General features: G+C 60.8%; 14 protein-coding genes. 11 read left to right on the forward strand and 3 right to left on the reverse strand.

The window, feature by feature from the left end; genetic code table 11:
* The first annotated feature begins 53 nt into the window (after positions 1-53).
* The 6 genes from topA (at position 54) to rpmG (ending at position 7,788) form a co-directional block, all read left to right on the forward strand.
* Positions 54-2,744, forward strand: coding sequence for a type I DNA topoisomerase (topA, locus tag ACST81_RS15625; RefSeq protein WP_438749044.1), 2,691 nt, complete (start codon positions 54-56; stop codon positions 2,742-2,744).
* Between the two features lie 2 nt (positions 2,745-2,746).
* Complete coding sequence (rnr, locus tag ACST81_RS15630; RefSeq protein WP_438749046.1) at positions 2,747-5,110, forward strand: ribonuclease R; 2,364 nt, start codon at positions 2,747-2,749, stop codon at positions 5,108-5,110.
* A gap of 44 nt (positions 5,111-5,154) precedes the next feature.
* Positions 5,155-5,616 carry a DUF983 domain-containing protein gene (locus ACST81_RS15635; protein ID WP_438749048.1) on the forward strand — a complete coding sequence of 154 codons (462 nt, stop codon included), beginning with the start codon at positions 5,155-5,157 and terminating at the stop codon, positions 5,614-5,616.
* An 8-nt stretch (positions 5,617-5,624) separates the two neighbouring features.
* On the forward strand, positions 5,625-6,329 hold the full coding sequence (locus tag ACST81_RS15640) for an NUDIX hydrolase (RefSeq protein ID WP_438753601.1): 705 nt from the start codon (positions 5,625-5,627) through the stop codon (positions 6,327-6,329).
* A gap of 13 nt (positions 6,330-6,342) precedes the next feature.
* Positions 6,343-7,527 carry an MFS transporter gene (locus tag ACST81_RS15645; protein WP_438749050.1) on the forward strand — a complete coding sequence of 395 codons (1,185 nt, stop codon included), beginning with the start codon at positions 6,343-6,345 and terminating at the stop codon, positions 7,525-7,527.
* 93 nt (positions 7,528-7,620) lie between these two features.
* Positions 7,621-7,788 carry a 50S ribosomal protein L33 gene (gene rpmG, locus ACST81_RS15650; protein WP_060502112.1) on the forward strand — a complete coding sequence of 56 codons (168 nt, stop codon included), beginning with the start codon at positions 7,621-7,623 and terminating at the stop codon, positions 7,786-7,788.
* Between the two features lie 701 nt (positions 7,789-8,489).
* Here rpmG and ACST81_RS15655 read toward each other — a convergent pair.
* Together ACST81_RS15655 and ACST81_RS15660 are read right to left on the reverse strand one after the other, a co-directional pair.
* A complete protein-coding gene (locus tag ACST81_RS15655) occupies positions 8,490-9,857 on the reverse strand; it encodes a PleD family two-component system response regulator (protein WP_438749052.1) in 1,368 nt (455 codons plus the stop codon).
* 109 nt (positions 9,858-9,966) lie between these two features.
* Entirely contained in the window at positions 9,967-10,338 is a 372-nt protein-coding gene (locus tag ACST81_RS15660) for a response regulator (protein WP_003547430.1), read from the reverse strand.
* 166 nt (positions 10,339-10,504) lie between these two features.
* On the opposite strand from ACST81_RS15660, the gene ACST81_RS15665 reads away from it, so the two are divergent.
* From ACST81_RS15665 to ACST81_RS15680, 4 genes are all read left to right on the forward strand, one after another.
* A complete protein-coding gene (locus ACST81_RS15665) occupies positions 10,505-10,777 on the forward strand; it encodes a DUF3572 domain-containing protein (RefSeq protein ID WP_438749055.1) in 273 nt (90 codons plus the stop codon).
* A 2-nt stretch (positions 10,778-10,779) separates the two neighbouring features.
* Positions 10,780-11,421, forward strand: coding sequence for a hypothetical protein (locus ACST81_RS15670; RefSeq protein WP_438749056.1), 642 nt, complete (start codon positions 10,780-10,782; stop codon positions 11,419-11,421).
* Positions 11,422-11,564: 143 nt separating this feature from the next.
* Positions 11,565-12,854: a DNA polymerase IV gene (locus ACST81_RS15675; protein ID WP_438749058.1), complete on the forward strand. Its 1,290-nt coding sequence runs from the start codon at positions 11,565-11,567 to the stop codon at positions 12,852-12,854.
* 164 nt (positions 12,855-13,018) lie between these two features.
* Entirely contained in the window at positions 13,019-14,242 is a 1,224-nt protein-coding gene (locus tag ACST81_RS15680) for a L,D-transpeptidase family protein (protein WP_438753603.1), read from the forward strand.
* A gap of 19 nt (positions 14,243-14,261) precedes the next feature.
* On the opposite strand, the gene dnaE is transcribed toward ACST81_RS15680, so the two are convergent.
* Positions 14,262-17,768 (reverse strand): DNA polymerase III subunit alpha, encoded by a 3,507-nt coding sequence (dnaE, locus tag ACST81_RS15685; protein WP_438749060.1) that lies wholly within the window; start codon positions 17,766-17,768, stop codon positions 14,262-14,264.
* A gap of 458 nt (positions 17,769-18,226) precedes the next feature.
* Between dnaE and ACST81_RS15690 the strand changes: the two genes are divergently transcribed.
* Positions 18,227-18,805, forward strand: a complete 579-nt coding sequence (locus ACST81_RS15690) for a hypothetical protein (protein WP_438749062.1) — start codon at positions 18,227-18,229, stop codon at positions 18,803-18,805.
* Positions 18,806-18,815 lie beyond the last annotated feature (10 nt).

The raw sequence follows: 18,815 nt of genomic DNA on the forward strand, positions 1-18,815 counted from the left end.
CCGCCCTTCCCCGGCCTGGCACAGCTTTGAACGGTTGCGTTGAGAATATGACCATGAATGTCGTCGTCGTGGAATCGCCTGCAAAGGCGAAGACCATCAACAAGTATCTGGGACCCGGCTACAAGGTTCTCGCCTCGTTCGGACACGTGCGCGACCTGCCAGCCAAGGATGGATCGGTCCTGCCGGACGACGACTTCGCCATGCTCTGGGAGGTGGACACCGCGTCGGCCAAGCGCATGAAGGATATCGGCGACGCCCTGAAATCCTCCGACGGGCTCATTCTCGCGACCGACCCGGATCGCGAGGGAGAAGCGATTTCGTGGCACGTGCTCGATCTCTTAAGAAAGAAGAAGCTGATCGGCGACAAGCCGGTCAGCCGCGTCGTCTTCAACGCCATCACCAAGAAGGCCGTGCTCGATGCCATGGCTAATCCGCGCGATATAGACGTGCCGCTGGTCGACGCCTATCTGGCGCGCCGCGCGCTCGACTATCTCGTCGGCTTCAATCTGTCGCCGGTGCTGTGGCGCAAGCTGCCCGGTGCCCGCTCCGCAGGTCGTGTGCAGTCGGTCGCCCTGCGCCTCGTCTGCGATCGCGAAGCCGAGATCGAGCGGTTCGTCTCGGAAGAATACTGGAACCTGTCAGCGCTCCTGAAGACACCGCGTGGCGACGAGTTCGAAGCAAGGCTGGTTTCGGCCGATGGAAAGCGGCTGCAGCCACGCGCCGTGACCAATGGCGAAGACGCCGGCAAGCTGAAAGCGTTGCTCGAAGGCGCAAGCTATGTGGTCGACAGCATTGAAGCCAAGCCCGTCAAGCGCAACCCGTCGCCGCCGTTTACGACGTCGACACTGCAGCAGGCCGCGTCCTCGAAGCTCGGATTCTCCGCCTCACGTACCATGCAGGTTGCACAGAAGCTTTACGAAGGCGTGGATCTTGGCGGCGAAACCGTCGGCCTGATCACTTATATGCGTACAGATGGCGTGCAGATGGCGCCTGAAGCCATCGATGCCGCCCGCAGTGCGATCGGTGATCAGTTCGGCGCTCGATACGTGCCCGACAAGGCCCGCCTCTATTCCACCAAGGCGAAGAACGCCCAGGAAGCGCACGAAGCCGTGCGGCCGACGGATTTCAACCGGACGCCTGACCAGGTAAAGCGCTTCCTCGACGCCGACCAGTTGCGTCTTTACGACCTGATCTGGAAGCGCGGCATCGCCAGCCAGATGGCGTCGGCCGAGATCGAACGCACGACCGCCGAGATCACCGCCGACAACAAGGGCGAAAAGGCCGGCCTGCGCGCCGTCGGTTCGGTCATCCGGTTCGACGGCTTCATCGCAGCCTATACCGACCAGAAGGAGGATGGCGAGCAGAGCGACGATGGCGACGAGGATGGCCGTCTGCCGGAGATCAATGCGCGCGAAAACCTCGCCAAGCAGAAGATCAATTCGACCCAGCATTTCACCGAACCACCGCCGCGCTATTCGGAAGCCTCGCTGATCAAGAAGATGGAAGAGCTCGGCATCGGCCGCCCTTCCACCTATGCCGCAACGCTGAAGACTCTGAGCGACCGCGAATATGTCGTCACCGACAAGCGCAAGCTCATCCCTGAAGCCAAGGGCCGTTTGGTCACGGCCTTCCTCGAAAGCTTCTTCGCACGTTATGTCGAGTATGATTTCACGGCATCGCTGGAAGAAAAGCTTGACCAGATTTCCGCTGGTGAACTGAACTACAAGGACGTGCTGCGCGATTTCTGGAAGGATTTCTTCGCCCAGATCGAAGACACCAAGGAACTGCGTGTTACCAACGTGCTCGACGCGCTGAACGAGGAACTGGCACCGCTGGTCTTCCCGAAGCGCGAGGACGGCAGCGATCCGCGTACCTGCCAGGTTTGCGGCACCGGCAAACTGTCGTTGAAGCTCGGCCGCAACGGCGCCTTCATCGGCTGCTCCAACTATCCGGAATGCAAATATACCCGTCCATTTGGCGCTGAGGCCGTGAATGGCGAGGCAAGCGCCAGCAACGAGCCGCTGTCGCTCGGCAAGGACCCGCACACGAACGAGGAAATCACCCTGCGCTCCGGCCGGTTCGGCCCCTATGTCCAGCGTGGCGACGGTAAGGAAGCCAAGCGCTCCAGCCTGCCCAAGGGATGGACGCCTGCCAGCATCGACCATGAAAAGGCGCTCGCCCTGCTTTCCCTGCCACGTGATATCGGCGCCCATCCGGAATCCGGCAAGATGATCTCGTCCGGCCTCGGCCGCTATGGACCATTCATCCTGCATGATGGAAAATATGCCAATGTCGAGAGCATCGAGGACGTATTTTCGATCGGCCTCAACCGTGCCGTCTCGGTGCTCGCCGACAAGGCAGCCAAGGGACCGGGCGGACGCGGTGCAACCGCTGCAGCGCTGAAAGAGGTCGGCGATCATCCGGACGGTGGCGCAATCACCGTGCGCGACGGCAAGTATGGTCCCTATGTCAACTGGGGCAAGGTCAACGCCACCTTGCCGAAGGGCAAGGATCCGTCCAGCGTGACGCTCGAAGAGTCACTCGTGCTGATTACTGAACGCATCGCCAAGGCCGGTCTCAAGCCGGCCAAGGGCAAGGCGACGAAGGCGGCCAAGCCGAAGGCTGAGAAGGCCGAGGGCGCGACCAAGGCTGCAAAACCGAAGGCGGCCGCGAAGCCGAAGGCCGCCGCGAAACCGAAAGCGGCCGCCAAGCCAAAGGCGGCAGCCAAAGCCAAGAAGGCCTGAACGTGACCAGAATCCCACGCGATCGAACCGAACGGCCCGGCAAACCCGCAGTCCGGATCGGACGCGCGGGCAAGAAGGCCGTGCTGCCGGCAGATGATGTCGTGATTATTCACGGTGCGGTGCCGCCGCGCGATGTCCTGATGCGCTTCATCTCGGAACATCCGGAAAAGGCATCCAAGCGCGAAATCTACAAGGCGTTCGGCCTGAAGGGGGAAGCGCGCACGGAGCTCAAAGCGCTGCTGCGGGAAATGGAGCAGGACGGGCTTCTGGAAAAGAAGCGCAATTCCCTAGTGCGCCCCGGTGCCCTGCCCCCGGTCACGGTGCTCGATATCACCACTCGCGACAAGGACGGCGAACTGATCGGCCGGCCAGCCGAATGGCCGGAGGATGAAGGCGTGGCGCCCGCCGTCCTGATCCGCCAGTCGAGCATCGGCAAGTCCAAGGGCAAGACACCCGTCGGCGGCATCGGCGATCGGGTTCTGGCCAAAATCTTCCCGGCGAAGGATCGCGGTGGCCCGGCCTATACGGCCCGTATCGTCAAGGTGCTGGACCGCAAGCGCAACAACAACGCCGCGATGGGTGTCTTCCGCGCCATGCCGGATGGCGGCGGCCGCATCATGCCGATCGAAAAGCGCGGCGAGGAAATGCAGGTCGACGCAGAGCATCAGGGCACGGCGAAGGACGGCGATCTGGTCGAGGTCGAAATCATTCGTGCCGGCCGGTTCGGCCTGCCGCGCGCCCAGGTGAAATCCGTTGTCGGCTCCGTCGCCACGGAAAAGGCGATCTCGATGATCGCGATTTACGCGCATGGCATTCCCTATATCTTTCCCGAAAACGTCTTGAAGGAAGCGGAGGCCGCAGGACCTGCGACGATGTCACATCGGGAGGACTGGCGTTCGCTGCCGTTGATCACGATCGACCCCGCCGACGCCAAGGACCACGACGACGCCGTCCATGCGGAGTCGGATCCATCCCCCGACAATCCCGGCGGCGTCATCGTCACCGTGGCAATCGCCGATGTCTCCTGGTATGTCCGGCCGAAATCGGCGCTCGACCATGAAGCGTTGAAGCGCGGCAATTCCGTCTATTTCCCGGATCGCGTCGTGCCGATGCTGCCCGAGCGGATTTCCAACGAACTCTGCTCGCTGAAGCAGGGCGTTGATCGTCCGGCGCTCGCCGTGCGCATGCGTTTCTCCAAGGAAGGCCGCAAGGCAGGTCACACTTTCCATCGCATCATGATGAAGAGTGCGGCAAAACTCTCCTACAATCAGGCGCAGACGGCAATCGACGGCAATCCGGACGACCAGACCGGCCCGCTGCTGGAACCGATCCTGAAGCCGCTTTGGGACGCCTACGCCATCTTGACGCGCGGGCGCGACCGGCGCCAGCCGCTCGAACTCAACATGCCTGAGCGCAAGATTGTGCTGAAGCCTGACGGCACTGTCGATCGCGTCTTCGTGCCGGATCGCCTTGATGCCCACAAGCTGATCGAGGAGATGATGATCCAGGCCAATGTGGCGGCGGCCGAGACGCTGGAGATCAAGAAGCAGCCACTGGTCTACCGCGTTCACGATGCGCCGTCGCTTGCCAAGCAGGAGACCCTGCGCGAATTCCTGGCGACGCTGGATCTGTCGCTGGTCAAGGGCGGCAACCTGCGCTCCAACCATTTCAACGGCATTCTGTCGAAGGCTGTCGACCAGCCCTACGAGACGATGGTCAACGAGATGGTGCTGCGCTCGCAGAGCCAGGCGATCTACAGCCCCGAAAATATCGGCCATTTCGGCCTCAACCTGATGAAATACGCCCATTTCACCTCACCCATCCGTCGTTACGCCGACTTGATCGTGCATCGCGCGCTGGTCGGGACGCTGGGGCTCGGCGAAGGCGGCATCACGCCGGCGGAAGAGGCAGCGCTCAACGACATTTCCGCCGAGATTTCCACCTTCGAGCGCCGCGCGATGGCGGCCGAACGCGACACCGTCGACCGGCTGATCGCCCATCACCTGAGCGGCCGCGTCAACGAGGAATTCGATGGCCGCATCTCCGGCGTCACCAAGGCGGGACTTTTTGTCACCCTTCCCTCCTATGGCGCCGACGGTTTCGTGCCTATATCTACGCTGGGCCGTGACTACTTCATCTATGACGAGGCCCATCAGGCACTCTCGGGCGAAAAGACCGGTCTCGGTTATCGCCTGGGCGATCAGATCAGGGTCAAGCTCGTGGAGGCCGTACCTCTGGCTGGTGCGCTCCGCTTCGAGATGATCAGCGAAGGACGCAAGATGCCGACGGCGACGCGCTCCTTCCACAAGTCCGGTCGCCGGGATCGCAAGATGCCGGGAACGCGACCGTCGCGCGGCAGGCGCTAGAGGACACGGGGCCTGCCTCGCGTCTACAGAATGAGGATTTGGCTATGCAGGCAACCGGCGGAAATCCGGAGACGATTCACTTCGAGCAGACCGAACGGGTTGAACGACCCGTCTGGCGCTCTATCAAGCGCGGGCTTCTCAACACATGCCCCGCCTGCGGCAGCGGTCGTCTTTTCGGCCGCTTCCTAAAGGCCGTACCCGCCTGTGCCTCCTGCGGCGAACGGCTTGACCGGCACGCCGCCGACGATTTCCCGCCCTATATCGTCGTGACAATCATGGGTCATATCGTGCTGGCCGGCTTCATGGCGACGGAGATGATCCTGCCGCTCTCCAACTGGGGACATCTGGCCATCTGGGTGCCCATCACCATTCTTGGTTCGCTGGCCCTGTTGCAACCCGTGAAAGGGGGCGTCATCGGCCTGCAATGGGCACTGAGGATGCACGGCTTCGGCGACCATGAAGACAAGCCGGCGGATATCCTGCCGGACAGGGATCCTGCTGCGTGACCGCTGCCATGCAGGTCCAGGCCCGCGCACCCATTCCTGGCACCGAGAAACCCAACCGTTCGCCACGACCGCGGGACGCCGCGTCGATCATGCTGCTCGACCGTTTCAATGACGGCGTGCGCGTACTGATGGGCAGACGCAACAAGGCGCATGTGTTCATGCCCGACCTGCACGTCTTTCCGGGCGGTCGGCGCGATGCGACCGACCATCGCCTTTCATGGGAGGGCGACATCCATCCGGCGGTCCTCGACCGACTGCGCGCCGCCTATGGCCAGAACGCCACGCAGAGCCGCCTGCGCGCGCTTGCGCTTGCCGCGATCAGGGAGCTTCACGAGGAAGCAAGCATTGCCATCGGCAGCCCGCAAGCCGACGGAAACACAGCGTTACCTTTTCTTCCCGATCTTACAAACTTGCGCTATATGGCACGAGCAATAACGCCGCCGGGGCATCCGCGCCGGTTCGATACCCATTTCTTTGCCGTGTTCACGGATGAAGCGGGCATCGAGCCGACGGATATCCGCGACAGCCGGGAACTCGAGGATTTGAGATGGATCGATGTCAATGATACTTCGACCGTGACCATGCCGGATATCACCGGAATCATTCTCGGTGACCTGAGGGCGAGCCTTCAGGCTGACGCGTCCTTGCCCTTCGGAAGGCCGGTGCCGTTCTACTACACCCGTCATGGACGGTTCGTCCGCGACCTTCTCTGAGGAATTTTGCCGCATGTCCCAGCCGCCGTCCGGCACGTCAGAGCCGGTTGAGGAAATTCACTGGCCGTCCCTGATCGCCGCCGTCGCCGCGATCACGGCCGTGGGTATAGCGATCGGCCTTGGCCTGCCGCTGCTCAGCATCATCATGGAGAAGCGGGGCATTTCCTCCACGCTGATCGGCCTCAATTCGGCGATGGCCGGGCTTGCCTCCATGGCGGCCGCAGCCGTCACGGCAAAGACCGCCCATCGATTCGGTGTCGCAACGACCATGCTCTGGGCGGTCCTGTTTGCAGCCATCAGCGCGCTCGGCTTCTACTATATCCAGAATTTCTGGTTGTGGTTTCCGCTGCGTGTCGTGTTCCACGGTGCCATTACCGTGCTCTTCGTGCTCTCCGAGTTCTGGATCAATGCGACGGCTCCGCCAAAACGTCGAGGGCTGGTGCTCGGTATCTACGGCACGGTGCTGTCGCTCGGCTTTGCCACCGGCCCCCTGCTCTTTTCCATTCTCGGCAGCGACGGCGTTCTGCCATTCGCTTTCGGTGCCACCGTCATCCTGCTCGCAGCCATTCCGATCTTCCTCGCCCGCAATGAAAGCCCGGTTCTGGACGAGAAGCCGGAACTGCATTTCATGCGCTATGTCTTCCTCGTTCCGACCGCGACAGCCGCGGTGTTCATTTTCGGCGCAGTCGAATCGGGTGGACTGTCCCTCTTTCCGATCTATGGCACGCGCAGCGGCTTTACCGAATCGCAGGCGGCGCTGCTTTTGACCGTTATGGGCATCGGCAATGTCATCTTCCAAATCCCGCTCGGCATGCTGTCGGACCGGATGAAGGATCGCCGCAATCTGCTCGCCATGATGACCGTCGTCGGGCTGATCGGCGCGCTGTGCCTGCCATTGATGCAGGGCAACTGGTGGCTGATGGCGATCGTGCTGCTCTTCTGGGGCGGTAGCGTCTCCGGCCTTTATACGGTCGGCCTTAGCCATCTGGGCTCGCGCCTCACAGGCGCAGACCTTGCCGCCGCCAACGCGGCTTTCATCTTCTCCTATGCGGTCGGAACGGTGGCAGGCCCGCAGGCCATCGGTGCTGCCATGGACATTGCCGGCAATGACGGTTTTGCCTGGGCGATTGCCGGCTTCTTCGGGCTTTATGTGGCCCTTTCGGTGGTCAGGATCGTTTTCAACCCAAAACGGACTTGACTTTTCGGGCGCGATTTGTAGTTTCGCGCCAAGTTTGCCGGGACGCTTTCACGGACGTCCGCGGCTTTGTTTTTTTATAAAGGCAGGACGACCATGGCGAAAGCTGCAAAAATCAAGATCAAGCTGCTGTCGACGGCCGACACAGGTACCTTCTACGTCACGACGAAGAACAGCCGCACCAAGACCGACAAGATGTCATTCACCAAGTACGACCCGGTGGTACGCAAGCACGTCGAATTCAAGGAAACCAAGATCAAGTAAGATCTGGTTCCGATTGGAATTTGAAAGGCGCCGGCTGAAAAGCTCGGCGCCTTTTTCATGCGTGGATGGAGGCGAAGGCCGATCAATTTTTTGAAGCCCAGAATCAAAAAACGTCGCCCCCTCGCAGGGACGACGTTTCAATGGGCGTCGGCTGACCGAAACCGCGGCACGAGGAACCGCATTGGTAACAAGTCAGCCGACAAACCCCACAACCCAGGAGATGCGGCGGACCTGAGCATCGTGGGGTAAATCGCGGGAGTTGAATTCTCCCTTACGGATGAGAATTGACCGAAAATAAAAAAAAATCAATGAATTCTTAACCAGCACGCATGCGAAGGCGGAGACATGGTTAATTTCACCATTGTCTTATACACCGTCGATGCTGATTTCGGCCGGCGCAGCCTCCCATATCACCGTTCCAAAAGTCATATGATTGTTCTGCAGAAATATCAAACAGAACGTAAGAAAACCGCGACACACCCGATTTTATTTTTTATGCAGTTGATTTCATTGTACTATTTTGAAAGCTATCAGCATGCTCGAAAGGTCGATTTGTATCAAGGAAACTCAGCGAATCTTACTTTTACAAGCTCTTTTATCCACACACTCCCTATGCGTGCATAAAATTCGCGTTGCGTGAATCAGATCCGGCTTTCCTGTGGAAAACTGAGAGACGACGGGCGCGGCTGTACCGAACCGGCTCAGGCGGCTGCGGCAACCACCTGATTCCTGCCGTTATTCTTAGCCTGATACAATGCCGTGTCGGCACGCTTCAGTAGTGCCTCGGGCGTATCGCCGTTGGGATTGAGCGTGGCAAGCCCTAGGGAAGCGGTAATCGACAGCGCCGTGTCCGAGTTCGGAAGTGCGAAGGGCCGGTCCTCGACAATGGTGCGAAGGCGCTCGGCAATCGCGGCAGCCGCATCCGCCGGCGTATCCGGCATGACGACGACAAACTCCTCGCCGCCGAACCGGCAGGCAAGATCGGCGCCGCGCACGGTCGAGCGGACGCGGTGGGCGAAGTCGCGCAGGACCTCGTCGCCGGCGTCGTGCCCATGGGTATCGTTCACGCTCTTGAAGCGATCGATATCGGTGATGCAGATCGACAGCGGCCGGCCGCGCGCCACGGCGCGATCGATGAGCAGCTTCAGATGATTGTCGAGGTAGCGACGGTTGTGCAGGCCCGTCAGGCCGTCGGTGACAGCGAGTTCGATGGTCTGCTTGACGCTGGCGCGCAGACGGTCGTTGCAATGCTTGCGGCGGATCTGCGTCAGGCTGCGGGCAACCAACTCATTGGGATCAATCGGCCGCATCAGATAGTCGGTGACGCCCAGATCAAGCGCCCGCACGATCATGTCGTCATGGCCCTGCTCGGCAATAATCAGCAACGGAATGTAGCGCGTGCGCTCCAGCGAGCGGAGTTGCGAGCAGAGACGCAAGGGATCGTAGTCGTCAAAATTCGAATTGACGATGACCAGGTCGAAGCTGTTTTCGGCTGCCTCGAACAAGGCTGCCTGCGGATCAGACATGGCGGTCACGTCGGCGATCGGCTTCAGGGCGCGCGTGATGCGCTCCTGCGAACTGCCGCGACCGTCGACCAGCAGGACATTGCCGAATTCGTCCGGGCGGTCGCTCAAGGCGAGATCCTGCAGACCGACGCTGTGGGCGGTCTCGGAGCGCAGGCGCAGTTCGTCGCTGACATTCTTCAGCCGCACCAGGCTTTTCACGCGCGACATCAGTTGCATGTCGTTGACGGGCTTGGTGAGGAAATCGTCGGCGCCGGCCTTCAGGCCCCTCACCCGGTCGGACGGTTGATCGAGTGCGGTCACCATGACGACGGGAATATGCGCGGTGCGCGGGTTCGCCTTCAGGCGCTCGCAGACCTCGAAGCCGTCGATGCCCGGCATCATGATATCGAGAAGGATCAGGTCGAGCGGCTGCCTCTCGCAGATCGCCAGCGCCTCGTAACCGTCGGCAGCAGTCAGCACGTCGAAATACTCCGCCACCAGCCGGGCTTCGAGCAGCTTCACATTGGCCGGTATGTCGTCGACGACAAGAATACGCGCGGTCATGCAATCTATCCTGCCAAAACGCACATGAGACGGGAAGCGGGTTCAGCTTTCACGATCGCCCATGCACAAACGTTGTTTCCAGGCGGTGAAAAACCGCCTCGGCGACACGTCACGCGTCGCCCAGATATGTCTTTATCGTTTCAATAAACTTCGGAACGGAGATCGGTTTGGAGACATAGGCCTCGCAGCCGCCCTGCCGAATCCGCTCTTCATCCCCCTTCATCGCGAACGCCGTGACGGCGATCACCGGAATGACATGCAATTCATCGTCTTCCTTCAGCCATTTGGTCACCTCGAGCCCGGAGACCTCCGGAAGCTGGATGTCCATCAGGATCAGGTCCGGCCGGTGTTTACGCGCAAGATCAAGGGCTTCCATACCGTTGCGGGTCTGGATGGTGGTGTAACCGGACGCCTCGATCAGGTCACGAAAGAGCTTCATGTTCAGCTCGTTGTCTTCAACAATCATCACCTGCTTGGGCATTTCGTTCCCTTGTCTACGGTTCCGGCTTGCAAGCCAACCGCTTCCCTATAAGTTGCGCGCGGATGCTTTCACCGGCTGCCGGAAACCTGAGGCTAAAGCTATTTGGTTGAAAAACAGGTAATATTCAGCGAAAAAATCGCTACGATGCGACAAGGATGAAACAGGCGTGACCCCGGCGGAAGAAACAGCAATCTCAATCCTCGCATGGCTCGCCAACGAACCGGAACTGCTCGAGCGCTTCCTGGCGCTGACCGGCACCGATGTCTCGTCCCTGCGCAACGCCGCCGCCGATCCCAACTTTCTCGCCGGTGTCGTCGATTTCCTGATGGGACACGAACCGACTCTGCTCGCCTTCTGCGAGACGACCGGCGTAAAGCCCGAAGCCGTGGTGCGCGCCCATATGATGTTGTCCGGCCCCGACGATTCCGGGGACTTCTGATCGTGAGCGACACGCTCGATTTCGGCCATATCAGCCTGATCGCCCGCCCCCTGATCGTCTGCGACATCGACGAAGTGGTGCTGGAATTCCTCACCCCCCTGCGCAACTTCCTCAATTCGTCCGGCCACGACCTTCTGCCGCGCTCCTTCAAGCTGCATGGCAATATCGTCGCGATCGAGAACGGCGAGCCGGTCAGCGAGACGCAGACCCGCACGTTTCTCGAGGAATTCTTCAGGCAGCAAGATCAGTGGCAGACACCGGCGGACCAAGTTGTCGAGACGCTGGCGGACCTTGCCAAGAACGCCGACATCGTTTTCCTGACCGCCATGGCGCCGCGCCATGCCGCCATGCGACGCGCTCTGCTCGACCGGCACGGGCTGCATTATCCGCTGTTGGCGAGCGAGGAGCCGAAGGGACCGATCATCCAGCGTCTGCACGACGCCCGCGACGTGCCGCTGATCTTCATCGACGACATCCTGCGCAATCTTCAGTCGGTGCGCGCCTGCGCGCCGGATTGCCTGTTGATCAACCTGATGGCCAATGCGGAATTCCGGGCCATGGCCCCGCCGCCCGGCGACGGCATCATGACAGCGGAAGGCTGGGCGCAGACGGCGGAAATCATCCGTAGGCATCTGTTGCGTTAGCGTCTGGCCTGCCGTCATCTGATATGTGGATATCTTGTTCAAGCGAACCTTTCCCGGGACAGCGCGCGAGATTGAGGATCACACGCCTTGAGACTCGGCATGTTACGAGGTAGCGTGAAAATGTTCAACTTTTGTTCCGATCGATGCAAACAGACGCGCAGCACCATCCGGGCTTTTGCAGGGGTTGCCTGAAGGGGCAGCCGGCCGATATCCGCCGTTGTCGCGCCTGCGGCAGCCCGCGCCTGCTCTATCACGACGAACTCTACCAGTTGACCCTTGCCCATATCGACTGCGACGCTTTCTATGCGTCGGTGGAGAAACGCGACAATCCGGAGCTTGCCGACAGGCCTGTCATCATCGGCGGCGGCAAGCGTGGTGTCGTTTCCACGGCCTGCTATATAGCCCGTATCCACGGCGTGCGCTCGGCCATGCCGATGTTCAAGGCGCTGGAAGCCTGTCCGCAGGCCATCGTCATCAAGCCGGACATGGAGAAATATGTGCGCGTCGGTCGGCAGATCCGCACGCTGATGCAGGAACTGACGCCGCTGGTGCAGCCCCTGTCGATCGATGAGGCCTTCCTGGAACTCCAAGGCACCGAGCGCCTGCATCATGATCCCCCGGCCCGCACGCTGGCGAAATTCGCCCGCCGCGTCGAACAGGAGATCGGCATCACGGTTTCCGTGGGTCTGTCCTACTGCAAATTCCTCGCCAAGGTCGCCTCCGACCTGCAGAAACCGCGCGGCTTTTCCGTGATCGGGGTAGCCGAGGCTCAGGACTTCCTGAGGGAACGACCGGTGACGCTGATCTGGGGCGTCGGAAAGGCCTTTGCCGCGACGCTGGAGCGCGATGGCATCCGCACCATAGGCCAACTCCAGACAATGGAGGAAACCGACCTGATGAAGCGCTACGGCACGATGGGCCAGCGCCTCTACCGCCTGTCGCGCGGACAGGACGAACGCGCCGTGGAAATCAATGGCGAGGCGAAGAGCGTGTCGTCTGAAACGACCTTCAACGACGACCTCTGCGACTATGATGATCTCGTCGCCCATCTGCGCCGGCTGAGCGAACAGGTGGCGCACCGCCTGCGCAAGAGCGATATTGCCGGCCAGACTGTGGTATTGAAACTGAAGACGGCCGATTTCAAGATCCGCACGCGTAACCGCCGGCTCGACAGCCCGACCCGGCTTGCCGACCGCATCTTCCGCACCGGCATGCAGTTGCTCGACAAGGAAACCGACGGCACGAAATTCCGCCTGATCGGCATCGGCGTTTCCGACCTGTCCGATCCCGACCTTGCAGATCCGCCGGACCTTGTCGATGAGCAGGCGACCCGGCGGGCGGCGGCAGAGGCCGCGATCAACATGCTTCGCGACAAGTTCGGCAAGGCGACGGTGGAAACCGGCTACACCTTCGGCAAGGGTCGCAGAAAGTAGCCGGCTTCACATTCTCAAGCATGTCGTTTTGGCAAAACCGCTGCACGCTTTTGCGCGACATGCATTCGTGTTCCGTGCGAAACAGCAAAGCTTCGTTAAATCTCGCAGGCTAGGCTCATCTTCAATTTCTGTCTGATGTTTTGCGTCCGGGTGTTCCCATGGTTCTGCGTTTCGCCTTCGGTATCGGCCTTTCCCTTGCGCTTCATGCAAGCACAGCACTTGCTGCCGGCGATCAGGCGCCGCTGCAGATCATCGTTTCCAAGGACCAGCAATCGCTTGTCGTCTATGACGGCAACACGGTCGTGGCGACATCCAACGTCTCCACTGGAAAGGCCGGCCATTCAACGCCAACGGGCATATTCTCAATCCTCGAGAAGCGCCGCTTTCACAAGTCGAACATTTATTCGAACGCGCCGATGCCCTTCATGCAGCGGCTGACATGGTCGGGCATCGCGTTGCATGCCTCGAACCATGTACCGGCCTATCCCGCCTCCCACGGCTGCGTGCGTTTGCCCGACGACTTCGCAAGGCAACTGTTCACGATGACGGGGCGCGGCCTGCATGTGGTGGTCTCCGACCGGCAGTTGACGCCCATCGTGATCTCCGATCCATTCCTGTTCCAGCCGCAGGCGGAGGAGCCGGCCCTGCTCTCGGACGCGACGTTGCGGCCGAGCGTGTCGCAAGTTCACACGCAAACCGTGGAAGTGGCGACCAACGAAACGGACCCGACAAAGACCGCCGCCTTAGAAATCGAGAAGAAGCCACCGATCCGCATCCTGATCACCCATCGCGGCCACCGGGAGGTGACGCTCGACATCCAGCAGTTGCTCAACCAGCTCGGTTATGCCGCAGGCGTTGCCGATGGTTATGCCGGCGCGCAGACGCTGGAAGCCGTCAAGGCATTCCAGACGGCGGAAAAACTCACCATGGACGGCAAGATCACGCCGGCTTTCGTCGAGGCGCTCTACCTGAAGACCGGCAAGGGCAAGCCGCCGAACGGCCAGCTTCTGGTGCGCCGCGATTTCGAGCCGCTGTTCGAAACGCCTGTCGTCATCGACAAGCCGGAAATGGCGCTCGGCACGCATTTCCTGCAGTTCCAGAACATGGATCCGGCAACCGGCAAGGGCGAATGGTTCGGCATGGCGCTGGACAATACCCTGCCCGGCCCGATGAAGAAGCGGCTCGGCATCACGCTTCAGGAGGATGCGATGGCGTTCAACGTGACGCAGCGCGTGCTCGCCCGCATCATCATCCCCGACGATGTCCGCAAGCGCATCGACGGCCTGCTCTCGGAAGGCTCATCGCTGACCATATCCGACATGGGCTTGGGTCAGGAAACCGGCGACGGCACCGATTTCGTCACAATCACCCACACGCCGAAATCCTGACAGCCGCGACTAACCGCGGTTAGACAAGCTCGACGTCGATCACGCCCGGCGCGGTCCTGAGCGCCGCGGCAATTTCCGGCGAGATGCGATATTTCTCGTTGAGCTCGACCTCAATCTCGCGCTGGCCATTGTCCTTGATGACGATGAACGACACCAGGCCATCACCGCGCGTGTTGAGATGCGTTGCGACCGAACGCAACGGGCCACTGTCGCGCACATAGACGCGTAGCGCCTTCTGCATCTGCAACGACCGCTCTTCCAACGATTGCAGCGTCTGGATGCGCAGGCCGATGCCTTCCGGCCGCTCTTCCGCCTGCACCGTCATGACCAGCGATTTGCCGGCCTCCAGCAAATCCCGATACTGGTTCAGCGCTTCTGAAAACAGCACGGCCTCGAACTGGCCGGAGGAATCGGAAAAGGCGATGATGCCCATTTTGTTGCCGGTGCGGGTCTTCCGCTCCTGCTTGGACGTCACCGTGCCGGCAAGGCGCCCTGCTGTCGCCCCCTTCTTCACCGATGCGGCAAAATCGCCGAAGGTCTGGACGCGGATCTTGTTCAGGAGTTCGTTATAGGTATCGAGCGGGTGGGCCGAGAGATAGAAGCCCAGAACCTGGAATTCGCGGTGCAGCTTTTCCGACGCCAGCCAGGGCGAATAGGGCGGCAGGCTGATCCTTTCCGGTCCGGTGGCCGCCCCTGCCCCGAACATGTCGCTCTGGCCGCTGACCTTATTGGCCTGGGCGATCTGGGCAAAGCCGAGAACGCGGTCAAGGCCGCCGACAAGCTCCGCACGATCGAAGCCGAAGCAATCGAAGGCACCGGCGCAGATCAGGCTTTCGAAGACGCGGCGGTTCAGAAGTTTCGGATCGATCCGCAGGCAAAAATCCTCGAGATCGGCAAAGGGCTCGTCGCCGCGCACGGCAACGATGTGATCGACCGCCGCTTCGCCGACGCCCTTGATAGCGGCCAGCGAATAGTAGATGCGGTTCTCGCCGGTCTCGAAGCGGCGGAACGAGGTCTGGACCGATGGCGGAATGATGGAGATGCCGAGCCGCATCGCATCTTGGCGAAAGTCGTTGATCTTGTCGGTGTTCGACATGTCCAGCGTCATCGACGCTGCCAGGAACTCGACCGGGAAATGCGCCTTCAGATAGGCCGTCTGGTAGGAAACGATGGCATAGGCCGCCGCGTGGCTCTTATTGAAGCCGTAGTTCGCGAACTTGGCCAACAGTTCGAAAATGTTGATGGCTTGTGCCTTGGGAACACTGTTCTTGATGGCGCCATCGACAAAGCGTTCGCTTTGCTTGTCCATTTCCGCCTTGATCTTCTTGCCCATGGCGCGGCGCAGCAAGTCGGCTTCGCCAAGCGAGTATCCGGACAGAACCTGGGCGATCTGCATCACCTGTTCCTGGTAGACGATAACCCCCTGGGTTTCCTTTAGCAGGTGATCGATCATCGGATGGATCGACTCGATTTCCTCCTCGCCATGCTTGCGGGCATTGTAGGTCGGAATATTTTCCATCGGGCCTGGGCGATAGAGCGCCACCAGCGCGATGATATCCTCGATACAGTCCGGCCGCATGCCGATCAGCGCCTTGCGCATGCCGGCGCTTTCCACCTGGAACACACCGACCGTGTCGCCCTTGGACAGCATCTCGTAGGTCTTCTGATCATCGAGCGGCAAGGCTTCGAGATTGACCTCGATACCGCGCTTGCGGATGAAATCGACGGCGACCTTGAGAACCGTCAGCGTCTTCAGACCGAGGAAGTCGAACTTGACGAGCCCCGCCTGTTCCACCCACTTCATGTTGAACTGGGTGACCGGCATATCGGAGCGCGGATCGCGGTACATCGGCACCAGTTGCGACAGCGGCCGGTCCCCGATGACAATGCCGGCGGCATGGGTCGAAGCGTGGCGGTAGAGCCCCTCGATCTTCTGGGCGATGTCGAGCAGCCGGCCGATCACCGGCTCCTTGTCGACCTCCTCCTGAAAGCGCGGCTCTTCCTCGATCGCCTTGGAGAGCGGGGTCGGATTGGCGGGGTTGTTCGGCACCAGCTTGCAGATCTTGTCGACCTGGCCATAGGGCATTTCGAGCACGCGGCCGACGTCACGCAACGCGGCGCGTGCCTGCAGCGATCCGAAGGTAATGATCTGCGCCACCTGCTCGCGGCCATACTTGCGCTGGACATAGCGGATCACCTCTTCGCGCCGGTCCTGACAGAAGTCGATGTCGAAGTCGGGCATCGAGACGCGGTCCGGATTGAGGAAGCGTTCGAACAGCAGGGAGAAGCGCAAAGGATCGACGTCGGTGATGGTCAGAGCATAAGCGACCAGCGAGCCCGCCCCCGAGCCACGGCCCGGACCAACCGGAATATCCTGCTGTTTCGCCCATTTGATGAAATCGGCAACGATCAGGAAGTAACCGGGGAATTTCATCTTCTCGATAACGCCGAGTTCGAAATCAAGCCGTTCGCGATAGTCGGTCTCGGTATAGCCACCAGACAGGCCGAGCTTGCTCATGCGCTGCTCCAGGCCTTCGACAGCCTGGCGGCGAAGTTCCAGTTCTTCGGCGCGCTCGGCTTCCTTGGGATCGTCGGACGCACCGGTAAAGCGCGGCAGGATTGGCCCGCGCGTCTTCAAGACGAAGGAGCAGCGCCTGGCGATCTCGATCGTGTTTTCCAGCGCTTCCGGCAGATCGGCAAACAGCGCCGCCATGTCCTTGCGGCTCTTCAGGTAATGATCGGGCGTCAGGCGGAAGCGGCTGTCGTCGGAGACCATGGCATTGTGCGCCACCGCCATCAGCGCATCATGGGCCTCGAATTCCGCTGGCGATGGAAAGAACGGCTCGTTGGTCGCGACGATCGGCAATTCGAGCTTGTAGGCGAGATCGACGACCCGATTTTCATGCCGGCGATCATATTTGCCGTGGCGCTGGATTTCGACATAGAGACGGTCGCCGAACACCTCGGCCAGCGCCTTGAGGCGCGCTTCGGCCACTGCCGGATGGCCCGACTTCAATGGCATATCGATGGGGCCGCCGGACGCGCCGGTGAGCGCGATCAGCCCTTCCGCGCCGTCTTCCTGCAGCCAGGACAGTGCGATGCGCACCGACTGATTGCCCTCGCCGCCGAGATAGGCACGGCTGACGAGATCGACGAGGCGCACATAGCCCGCGTCCGTGGCGGCGATCAAAACGATCGACGGAAGCTTGGCCAGATGCTGTGCATGGCCACGCTTCTCCGCCTCGCCCTCATCGCCCATGTCGATCGACAACTGGCAGCCGATCAGCGGCTGCAGGCCGTCATCCATGCATTTCTGCGAGAATTCGAGCGCTGCGAACAGATTGTTGGTGTCGGCGATGCCGATCGCCGGCTGGCCGTCCGCCACTGCCTTGCCGATGATCTTCTTGACCGGCAGGGCGCCTTCGAGCAGAGAAAAGGCCGAATGGACGCGAAGATGGACGAATTGCGGGGAAGCACCACCTGAGGCGCCGCTATCCCGCTGCTTGTCGTTGACCGCATCCGCCATGGCATACCTCGATTCCCGTGAAGGCCCGAGGATATCCTGTTTCCGTTCGCCGATGTCCAGAATTCATCCGGCCCGGGGCCGCTTTTTCAACCACCGGATGGATTGTCCACAGGCCCGGGTCACGTGCCAGTCGCCAGTCCGAAAAGCCGGAAGAAGATTCGACGGTCTGAAAACAAGATCACATGCCCATCATGATGATGGAAAAGCTGGCGATGAACATTGCGACGGAGGTGAACGCTGCGAGGTCACGAATAAAGTCGGTCATTGCGGGGCTCCTTTTTCGTTATGTTCTTTTAATGTTCTATTTATGTTCACGCGTCAAGCAGCAAATTCGGATCGACGGATGGACGGCTGCGGGATGGTAAACAATTTCCCTCTCCGCCTTGAGGCCGGTAAACCGTCTGGACGGCGACAAACCGGCTGGCTAGTCTGCGCCGATCACAAAGGGGAGATTACGAATGAAGATGTCGCTGGCCGTCCTGACGGCGCTGTTTGGACTGAGCGCACAGGTGGTATCGGCTGCGGACGCAATTGACCCGGAACGTATCCTTTCAGCCGCCACGGGCGACTGGGACAAGGACGGCAATGTGGACCTCGCCATGCTGGTCGCGCCCGACGCCGACAGCGACGAGGACAATGCCGTCTACATCTACCTCAATGACGGCGATACCGGCGCGCTGACGCTGAAGACGATTGCGCCTAACAAGATCTGGGGACACCTGGCGATGGCCGGACAGGTGCCTTCGATCACTGCCCTGCCCAACGGCTCGATCCTGATCACTTCGCACAACGATGCGGTGGGGCGCGACCGCTGGGAACAGAAGCTGACCGTTGCTTATCGCAACTTCGACTTCGTCGTTGCCGGTTATACCTATACGTCTTACGACACGCTCGATCCCGACAATATGTCGGACTGCGATTTCAATGTCCTCACCGGCAAGGGAAAGAGCAATGGCCGCTCTGTGGCGGTCACCGGCAGGCTGGTCTTCCTCAAGGACTGGAACGACGACGTGGGACAGACGGCCTGCCAGAAATAGCAGGAGCTGT

The organism is Pararhizobium sp. O133 (assembly GCF_051669845.1).
Lineage (GTDB): Bacteria > Pseudomonadota > Alphaproteobacteria > Rhizobiales > Rhizobiaceae > Pararhizobium.